This window comes from Nocardioides sp. GCM10027114 (assembly GCF_042659625.1).
Classification (GTDB): domain Bacteria; phylum Actinomycetota; class Actinomycetes; order Propionibacteriales; family Nocardioidaceae; genus Nocardioides.
The window spans coordinates 367,158-375,683 of the sequence record NZ_JBHSSS010000026.1 but is presented as its reverse complement, the minus strand read 5'-3'; the positions used below and the strand labels follow the sequence as shown (position 1 = coordinate 375,683).

Below are 8,526 nucleotides of genomic sequence, written 5' to 3'. Positions count from 1 at the left end.
GAGCCGTGTCGATCCAGGCCACCGAGGCCGTCGGCGGCGGCAGCTTCGTCCCCGGCATGCCCGGGACCCCCGGCAGCAGTGCTGCCGAGGACAAGCAGATGTTCCTGGAGCTGCTGGTCGCCCAGCTGCGCTACCAGGACCCGTTGAACCCGACCGACTCCGGCGAGTTCCTCGCCCAGTCGGCGCAGTTCACCGCACTGGAGAAGATGCAGGAGGTCGCCGAGGCGACCACCGCGATGCTCGGCGTCCAGATGGCCTTCGGCGCCAGCAGCCTCGTCGGCCGGCACGTCAGCTGGACCGGCGAGGACGGCCAGCCGCTCAGCGGCACGGTCGCCGGCGTGACCTTCGGCGCCTCGGGCCCGGTGCTCGACGTCGACGGCACCGACGTGCCGCTCGCGTCGGTCGTCTCCGTCACCGCCTCCCCCTCAGCCTCCCCGTCCCCGGGCACCCAGTCCACAGGCTCTGCGCCCACCACCCCGGCCCCCTGAGGCCCTCCGAAAGGACCCACCATGCTTCGTTCGCTCTTCTCCGGCATCAGCGGGCTGCGCGTCAACCAGACCATGCTCGACGTCACCGGCAACAACATCGCCAACGCCAACACCATCGGCTACAAGGGCAGCACCGTCGTCTTCCAGGACAGCCTGAGCCAGGCCATGTCCGGCGCCGGTGCGTCCAACCCGCAGACCGGCGGCACCAACCCGATCCAGGTCGGGCTCGGCGTCCAGGTCGCCGCCACCGTCGGCAACTTCAACCAGGGCTCGGCCCAGGTCACCGGCCGCGCCACCGACCTCATGATGCAGGGCGACGGCTTCTTCGTGGTCCGCAAGGGTGGCGAGAACCTCTACACCCGCGCCGGCGCCTTCACCTTCGATGAGCAGGGGGACCTGGTCACGCCGACCGGCAGCCGGGTCCAGGGCTACGCCCTCGACGCCACGGGCGCCCGCACCGGCGCACTCAAGGACATCAACATCAACGACACCGCCGGCGTGACCCCGCCGATCCCAGCCGGCGTCGAGATGACGTCGTACAGCATCGGCAGCGACGGCGTCCTGCGCGGCTCGTTCTCCGACGACGTGCAGCGGGAGATCGCCGTCCTGGCGGTCGCGGACTTCGTGAACCCGATGGGTCTCGAGAAGGTCGGGGAGACGGCCTTCCGTGCCAGCGCCAACTCCGGCGTGCCGGAGCTCGGCGTCGCCGGCGAGGGCCGTCGCGGCACCATGGTCGGCGGCGCGCTGGAGATGTCCAACGTCGACCTCGCCGCCGAGTTCACGAACCTGATCCTCGCCCAGCGCGGCTTCCAGGCCAGCTCGCGCGTGATCACCACGTCCGACCAGGTCCTCGAGGACCTCGTCAACATCAAGCGCTGACGCGCCGGACGCCACAGGACTCGACTGTATCCATGGATGTGGAGATCGCCTGGACGGGCATTCTAACGCCGAAATGGTGACGAAGGGAGCGGCGCTCGAACGAGTTGCCGGTGCCGCTCCCTTCAGGTTCGCCAGCCATCAGGACGACCGAGCTCGCAGGGCTTAGGGCCTTCATCCGGTGGGGGGAGCGTCCCCCCACCATCTGACGCCGGCATCGTCGATCTCCCGAGGCTCCGCCGGGGGCGGCTCATCCAGATCGATGCGCAACATGATGGCCGACTCGGTGGCGTCCTCTCGTTCGGCAACAGCCCACCGCGTCACGTTTCGACGAAGTCCGAAGCGCCCCGGGTAGCGCGCATGCCGATAGACGATGGCCACGTCGTCCGCACCTTCGGTCCACATGCCGAGGATGTGAGCCTCGTGCAGGGGGTCGGAATGGTGACCTGACTCGACCAACCTCCGCAGCTCCGCCAGCACTTCCTCCGCGTACGTCACGGTGCGCCCTCGCCGAGCCATGGGACGTCGACCACGGGGATCAGACCTTGGTCATCGACGTTGGCGTACTCAGTCGAGTCCTGAACGACATCGTTCGAAATCTCCGCGCTCGTGGCGGGCCTGCTGCGCACCTGTTGGCCGAGGACCGGAGCCCCTGTCGTGGCGCGTTGGTAGTCGTTGAGCCACACGGGACAGGGCTCGCGGTCGATGCAGTAGGTCGTAATCATGCCCTTGCGAGCCTCACGCATGATCTTGCGTTGCACGACAGATCTGACCGTCGTCTTGTCAATCGTCTCGCAGCCGGAACTCCCGCACGCCTCCAGGACGAACGTTGCGTGGTACACCCACGTTGTGGAACCCGCGTCCTGCTGGCCGCAGGTCGTGTCGACTGTCGTCTCCCAGACGTCCCACTTCGACAACTCGTGCTTGAAGTGCATCTTGTACCAACCCCACCCTCGCTTGGCCTCGGTGTCCCAGTAGCCGCTGCGCATGGGGTTCCACTTGCCACACGGATCTTTGATCTGCGTCAACTTGGTCCAGCTGGGGCCGTACTCGACAGCGTGGGCGGGGGAGCCGGCAACTACTGCGACTGGTAGTAGAAAGGACAGCGCGCCAAACGTCCATGCGGCCACAGCATGATTCTGCACAACGTGTCCTTTCTCGTAGCACTCCAACGGGTTGGAAGACAAAGGGGCGACGGATGAAAGCAAGCGGAACCTAGGCCCGACGCCCCCGGTCTGTCGAGACCCCCCGACTGATCACGAAACCTCAGATCGCGCACCCGTGAACTTGGTTTGGTCCGGTAGTCGAATGACGAAGCCGGAAGTAGGCGTCGCGATCGGCTCAGGTCTGCCGGTGAATCGCCGATCAACCTCCCCGAAGGGCCACGGACGGCCCGACGCAGACCAGGCACAGGGATGGTGCACGGATGATCACGCTCACGCGACTCTCAGGAACGGTGTTCGTACTGAACGCCGACCTGATCGAGCGCCTCGACGCGACGCCCGACACGGTGATCACGCTCGTCGACGGCAAGAAGTACGTCGTGGCCGAGTCCATGGCCGAGATCGTCCAGCTCATCCGTACCTACCGCGGTGAGGTCATCGCGATGAGCGGCCTGGTCGTAGGAGGGAACGGTCAGGTGGACCAGTCGGCGGAGGCCGGTCATGGGGCGCAGCCGCCCCGACCGGTCCACCTGGCGCCCGTCACCCCCCACCCGACGACGACGCGGGAGGACGACTGATGGACCCGGCAACCCTGCTCGGGGTCCTGCTGGGCCTCGTCATCATCGTCGTCTCCAACATGCTCGAGGGTGGCAACCCGACGAGCATGCTGCTGCTGCCGCCGATGCTGCTGGTCTTCGGCGCCACGCTGATGGTGACCGTCGCCGGCGGCACCATGCTGGACGCGAAGAACGCCGTGAAGTCGTTCGTCATGGCCTTCACCGCCAAGGTCCGTCCGGCCGGCGACGTCGTGCCGACCGTGGTGTCCCTCGCCGAGAAGGCCCGCCGCGAGGGATTGCTCTCGCTCGAGGACGCCCTCAAGAACGTGGACGACCCGTTCCTGGTCAAGGGCGTCACCCTGGCCATCGACGGCACCGACCCGGAGGAGGTCCGCGACATCCTCGAGGCCGAGCTGCACGCCAAGAAGCTCGAGGACAAGCACTCCGCCAAGTTCTTCGGCGACGCCGGCGCCTACGCCCCCACGATCGGCATCGTCGGCACCGTCATGGGCCTCGTGCACGTGCTCGAGAACCTCGCCCAGCCGGAGAAGCTCGGCCACCTCATCGCCGCCGCGTTCCTCGCGACCCTGTGGGGCGTGCTGTCGGCCAACGTGTTCTGGCTGCCGATCAGCAGCCGGCTCAAGCGGCTCAGCGAGCTCGAGGCCGCCCGCATGGAGCTGATCATCGAGGGCGTCGCCGCGATCCAGGCCGGCTCCAACCCGCGCGTCATCGCGCAGAAGCTCAAGTCCCTGCTGCCCGCCGGACAGCAGGACCAGGCCGAGGCGGCGTGACATGGCGCGGCGCCGCAAGGAGATCCACGAGGAGCACGAGAACCACGAGCGGTGGCTGGTGACCTACGCCGACATGGTCACGCTGCTGATGGTGCTCTTCATCGTCATGTTCGCCATGAGCGCGGTCGACGAGCGGAAGTTCAACGCCCTCAAGGCCGGCCTGGCCGCGGGCTTCGGCCAGTCCACGTCGGTGATGACCGGCTCCGAGTCGATCCTCGACCACCCCGGCGCGTCGGCCGTGGAGCCGATCAAGGCGAACCTGTACCTCGCCGACGTACCTCCCGCCCACCGCGAGGAGGTCGAGAAGGCTGTTGCCGAGTACGAGCGCCTCGCGCAGAGCCGGCGGATCGCCGAGGCCGAGGCCGAGGTCGACCGGCTCGCCGTCCTGATGCGCAAGATCGACCGGGCCCTCGGCGAGGCCGGGCTGCGCAAGGACGTGCAGGCCGGCATCGACGAGAACGGGCTGGTGCTCAGCCTGACCTCGCGACACGTGGTCTTCGAGCCCAACCTCGCCCAGCTGAGCCCACGGGGCATCGACGTGCTCGACACCATCGCACCCGTGCTGCGCGCCGCGCCCGACGACCTGCGCATCGACGGGCACACCAACCAGGTCCCGGTGAAGCCCAAGTACTACGACACCGACTGGGACCTCTCGGCGGCGCGAGCCATCACCGTGCTGCGCCACCTGAACGAGGTCGGACGCATCCCCGAGCCGCGGCTCACCGCGGCGGCGTACGGCCACGAGAAGCCGCTGATCGACCCGGACGAGCCGGGCTCGCAGGCCGTCAACAAGCGGGTGGACGTCGTGGTCCTGTCCGACCTCCCACCCGAGACCCGTGCCCTGCTGGACGACGTCGCCGCGTCCCGCGGGCTGCAGACCGGAGGAGACTCATGAGCACGACGATGCTGCCGACCGACGACGAGCTCGAGTCCGAGGAGGGCGGCGGGAAGCTCAAGAAGATCCTGCTGGTGCTGGTCGTGGTCGTCGTGGCCGTGGCGGCCGTCTGGTTCCTCTTCCTCAAGCCGAAGCCGGTGGAGGAGCCGAAGCCCGGCGAGGTCGTCGCCCTGGACCCGATCCAGATCAACCTCGCCGGCGGCCACTACCTGCGCATGGGGCTGGCGCTCCAGCTCGTGGAGGGGGCCCACGAGGTCGACGGCTCCAAGGCCCTCGACGCAGCCATCGACCTCTTCAGCGGCGAGGACATCGGCCACCTGGCCGACGCCAAGCACCGCAACGAGCTCAAGCACGAGCTCGAGGAGGAGCTGGACGAGGCCTACCACCACGAGGTGCTGGGCGTGTACTTCACGGAGTTCGTCACGCAGTAGCCCAACCAGCACCCTTCCCGGACCCCCCAACCGGGGAGATCGGCCGGCGATCCGGCCGATCTCCTCAGGTCCCCCACGCTCCGGCCGATTGCCGGGACGTGAGCCTGTTCGCGCCCTCCACGCGACCGGCGTCCTCGGGCGGCCGGGCACGTCGGCGTACCCGCGCGGCGGAACCGGTCGCCTACGACTTCCGGCGCCCGATCCAGCTCTCGCGCGAGCACGCGCGGATCCTCCAGCTCGGTCTGTCCGGCTTCGCCCGCCAGGCGACCACGGTCTTCACCTCCGCGCTGCGGACGGTCTGCTCGGTGCAGCTGCTGTCGATCACCCAGGACACCTATGCGGAGTACGTCGACTCGCTCAACGCCCCGACGTACCTCACGAAGTTCTCCGCCGAGCCGATGACCGGCCTCGGCGTCATCGAGATCCCGCTCCCCGCGACCATGTCCTGCATCGACCTGATGCTCGGCGGCCCCGGCTCGCCCGTGCAGCCGGTCCGGCCGCTCACCGACATCGAGAGCGGCGTCGTGAAGACGATCGTCGAGCGGCTGCTCGGCGAGATGCGCTACAGCCTCGCCGGCATCGCCGACCTCGACCCGAAGGTCGCCGGGGTGGAGTACAGCCCGCAGTTCGCGCAGGTCGCCGGCGCCGCCGACGTCATGATCGTCGCCCACCTCGACCTGCGGATCGGCGAGCGCACCCACAAGATGACCATCTGCCTGCCCTTCAGCGGGCTGCAGCCCTACCTGACCAAGGCGTCCGCGCCGGCCCCGGTCTCCGAGCGGGAGCGGGTCCAGCGGGCCCGCGCCTCCGAGCTCGTGCACCGGCAGTTCGAGCAGGTGCCCGTCGACGTCACCGTGCAGTTCCGCGGCACCCGGCTCGACCCCGACACCCTCGGCGGCCTGGCCGTCGGCGACGTGCTCCGGCTCAGCCACCCCGCCTCCGCCCCGCTCGACGTGACCGTCGACGGCACCACGTTCGCGCACGCCACCGCCGGCACCCAGGGCGCCCGGCTCGCCGCCCTCATCGTGGGGACACCGAAGGAGAACCGATGACCACCGACCAGGCTGTCGACCAGGCTGCAGACCAGAACGTCCCCGAGGCCACCGACGTGACGCTCGCCGTCGGCCCGCACGCGGAGCGTGCCGTGGCCGCGGCCACCGCGATGGTCGCGGTGCTGCCCGCCTCCGAGCCGCTCACGGTGGCCCCGGCCCAGCAGGGCACCGAGCACGTCACCCAGACCTTCGCCGGCGCCGCGATCGCCGAGCTCGACCTGGCCGGCCAGCCGCGTATCGCGGTCCTCGTCGCCGAGGACCTCGTCGCGGCGCTGGCCTCCAGCCCGCTCGGCGGGCTCGACCTGGCCGCCGCCACCCAGCCCGCCCTCGACGCGGCCGCCGCGGCGCTCGGCACCACCGCCCGGGCGGCCAAGGCTGTGGACCTAGGTCTCGTCGTCGCGGACCTCGGCGGCCCGTTCACCGTCGTCCCGCTGGTGGGCTCCAGCTTCGCCGCGGCCCTGCTGGTCCCGGACGCCGCGCTCGCGGCCGCGCCGGCGGCCCAGCCGGAGGCCGCCCCCACCCCTGCCTTCCCGCCGCCGCTGGCAGCCGGCCAGCCGGTCGCCGCGCAGCCCGCGGGCGTCACCAGCCGCGGCATCGAGATGCTGCACGGCGTCGACATGGAGGTCACGGTCGAGCTGGGCCGCACCCGGATGACGGTGCGGGACCTCCTCGCCCTCTCCCCCGGCGCGGTGCTCGAGCTCGACCGCGCGGCCGGCAGCCCGGCCGACCTGCTGGTCAACGGCCGGCTGATCGCGCGCGGCGAGGTCGTCGTCATCGACGAGGACTTCGGCCTGCGCGTGACCGAGATCGTCGACGACACCGCGGCGGGCTGACCATGCTCGAGCTGACGGTGCGGCTGATCGCCTCCCTGGCGGTCGTCGTCGGACTCCTCCTGCTGCTGGCCCGGTTCGCCGGACGCCGGTACGCCGGTCGTGCCGGCGCGCCCGTCCAGGTCGTCCACCGCCAGCAGCTGAGCCGGTCCAGCGCCATCGCGGTCGTCAGCGTCGGCAGCCGCCTGCTCGTCATCGGCACCACCGACCAGCAGGTCAGCCTGCTCACCGAGCTCGACCCCGAGGACCTGCCCGAGGCGGCCGCAATGGACGACGCGCGCGACCCCGATGAGCTGGTGCTGCTGCCGGCCTCACAGGTCGACCCCGCGACCGTCCTCGAGGCTGCCGAGGAGGCGAGCGACGGGCTGCCGCATCTGCCCCGCCGCGGCGGCGCCCACCGGGCCGCTCCGGCCAGGCCGACCGCGCCGGTCCGGCCGGCGCAGGGCCCGCTCGCGGGCTCGGTGCTGTCCCCGCAAACCTGGCGGCAGGCCCTCGCGGCCGCCACCGGCCAGTCCTCCGGCGACCACACCACCGGCCGGGCGTCGTGAACCGGGCCGGGGGCCGGGCGTTGCGCGCGCTCGGGATGCTGCTCGTCGCGCTCACCCTCGGGTTGGCGTGGCTCGTGCTGCCGGCGACGGCGGCTCACGCCGCTGCCCCGGTCGCGACCGTCCAGCAGTCCACGCCGGTGCTGGCCACCCCGGTCGCACCCGCTCCCGAGGCACCCGAGGCCCTGGCCGAGCAGGGTCCGCGCGGACCGGGCGGCCCCGGCAGCGGCGACGGCTCGGTGACGATCGATCTCGACGGCCTGACCGAGAAGCCGAGCACCTCGGTGACCGTGCTGCTGACGCTCACCCTGCTGTCGCTGCTGCCCGCGATCCTGCTGACCTGCACCAGCTTCACCAAGGTTCTCGTGGTCCTCGGCCTGACCCGCAACGCACTCGGCCTGCAGCAGATCCCGCCGAACCAGGTTCTCGCCGGGCTCGCGCTGTTCCTGAGCCTCTTCATCATGGGCCCGGTCCTCGCCGAGATGAACGACGAGGGGCTGCAGCCCTACCTCGACGGGGACAAGAAGGCGGGGCTCGCGTTCGAGGACGGCGTCGACCCGCTGCGCGACTTCATGCTCGACCACACCGACGACGGTGAGCTGACCCTGCTGACCAACGTCGCGGGCCGCGACCTGCCGGCCAACCGCGACGAGGTGTCGATGTCGACGCTCGTCCCGGCGTTCGTGCTGAGCGAGCTCAAGCAGGCCTTCATCATCGGCTTCATCGTCTTCATCCCGTTCCTCGTCATCGACATCGTCGTGAGCGGGGCGCTGATGGCACTCGGCATGATGATGATGCCGCCGGTCATGGTGTCGCTGCCGTTCAAGCTCCTGCTGTTCGTCCTGGTGGACGGGTGGGGGCTCGTCATCACGTCCGTCGTCTCGAGCTACGGATAGCC

12 protein-coding genes are annotated in these 8,526 nt (G+C 70.2%); 10 read left to right on the top strand and 2 right to left on the bottom strand.

What is annotated here, in order from left to right; genetic code table 11:
* Nucleotides 1-5 precede the first annotated feature (5 nt).
* Nucleotides 6-488: a flagellar hook capping FlgD N-terminal domain-containing protein gene (locus tag ACFP2E_RS16210; protein ID WP_378523839.1), complete on the top strand. Its 483-nt coding sequence runs from the start codon at nucleotides 6-8 to the stop codon at nucleotides 486-488.
* A gap of 21 nt (nucleotides 489-509) precedes the next feature.
* On the top strand, nucleotides 510-1,367 hold the full coding sequence (locus ACFP2E_RS16205) for a flagellar hook protein FlgE (RefSeq protein ID WP_378523838.1): 858 nt from the start codon (nucleotides 510-512) through the stop codon (nucleotides 1,365-1,367).
* Between the two features lie 171 nt (nucleotides 1,368-1,538).
* Here ACFP2E_RS16205 and ACFP2E_RS16200 read toward each other — a convergent pair whose 3' ends face one another.
* Both ACFP2E_RS16200 and ACFP2E_RS16195 read right to left on the bottom strand, forming a co-directional pair.
* Nucleotides 1,539-1,862, bottom strand: coding sequence for a hypothetical protein (locus ACFP2E_RS16200; RefSeq protein WP_378523837.1), 324 nt, complete (start codon nucleotides 1,860-1,862; stop codon nucleotides 1,539-1,541).
* Entirely contained in the window at nucleotides 1,859-2,494 is a 636-nt protein-coding gene (locus ACFP2E_RS16195; protein WP_378523836.1) for a hypothetical protein, read from the bottom strand. Before ACFP2E_RS16195 ends, ACFP2E_RS16200 begins: the two co-directional genes overlap by 4 nt.
* A 296-nt stretch (nucleotides 2,495-2,790) precedes the next feature.
* On the opposite strand from ACFP2E_RS16195, the gene ACFP2E_RS16190 reads away from it, so the two are divergent.
* From ACFP2E_RS16190 to fliP, 8 genes are all read left to right on the top strand, one after another.
* On the top strand, nucleotides 2,791-3,105 hold the full coding sequence (locus ACFP2E_RS16190) for a flagellar FlbD family protein (RefSeq protein ID WP_378523835.1): 315 nt from the start codon (nucleotides 2,791-2,793) through the stop codon (nucleotides 3,103-3,105).
* Nucleotides 3,105-3,875 carry a motility protein A gene (locus tag ACFP2E_RS16185; RefSeq protein WP_378523834.1) on the top strand — a complete coding sequence of 257 codons (771 nt, stop codon included), beginning with the start codon at nucleotides 3,105-3,107 and terminating at the stop codon, nucleotides 3,873-3,875. Before ACFP2E_RS16190 ends, ACFP2E_RS16185 begins: the two co-directional genes overlap by 1 nt.
* A 1-nt stretch (nucleotide 3,876) precedes the next feature.
* On the top strand, nucleotides 3,877-4,770 hold the full coding sequence (locus ACFP2E_RS16180) for a flagellar motor protein MotB (protein WP_378523833.1): 894 nt from the start codon (nucleotides 3,877-3,879) through the stop codon (nucleotides 4,768-4,770).
* Nucleotides 4,767-5,201 (top strand): flagellar basal body-associated protein FliL, encoded by a 435-nt coding sequence (gene fliL, locus ACFP2E_RS16175; RefSeq protein ID WP_378523832.1) that lies wholly within the window; start codon nucleotides 4,767-4,769, stop codon nucleotides 5,199-5,201. Before ACFP2E_RS16180 ends, fliL begins: the two co-directional genes overlap by 4 nt.
* Nucleotides 5,202-5,299: 98 nt before the next feature.
* Nucleotides 5,300-6,253, top strand: a complete 954-nt coding sequence (locus ACFP2E_RS16170; RefSeq protein ID WP_378523831.1) for a flagellar motor switch protein FliM — start codon at nucleotides 5,300-5,302, stop codon at nucleotides 6,251-6,253.
* Nucleotides 6,250-7,086 (top strand): flagellar motor switch protein FliN, encoded by an 837-nt coding sequence (gene fliN / locus ACFP2E_RS16165; protein ID WP_378523830.1) that lies wholly within the window; start codon nucleotides 6,250-6,252, stop codon nucleotides 7,084-7,086. The genes ACFP2E_RS16170 and fliN overlap by 4 nt, the downstream gene beginning before the upstream one ends.
* 2 nt (nucleotides 7,087-7,088) lie before the next feature.
* Complete coding sequence (locus tag ACFP2E_RS16160) at nucleotides 7,089-7,631, top strand: flagellar biosynthetic protein FliO (RefSeq protein WP_378523829.1); 543 nt, start codon at nucleotides 7,089-7,091, stop codon at nucleotides 7,629-7,631.
* Nucleotides 7,628-8,524, top strand: a complete 897-nt coding sequence (gene fliP, locus ACFP2E_RS16155) for a flagellar type III secretion system pore protein FliP (RefSeq protein WP_378523828.1) — start codon at nucleotides 7,628-7,630, stop codon at nucleotides 8,522-8,524. Before ACFP2E_RS16160 ends, fliP begins: the two co-directional genes overlap by 4 nt.
* Nucleotides 8,525-8,526: the final 2 nt, after the last annotated feature.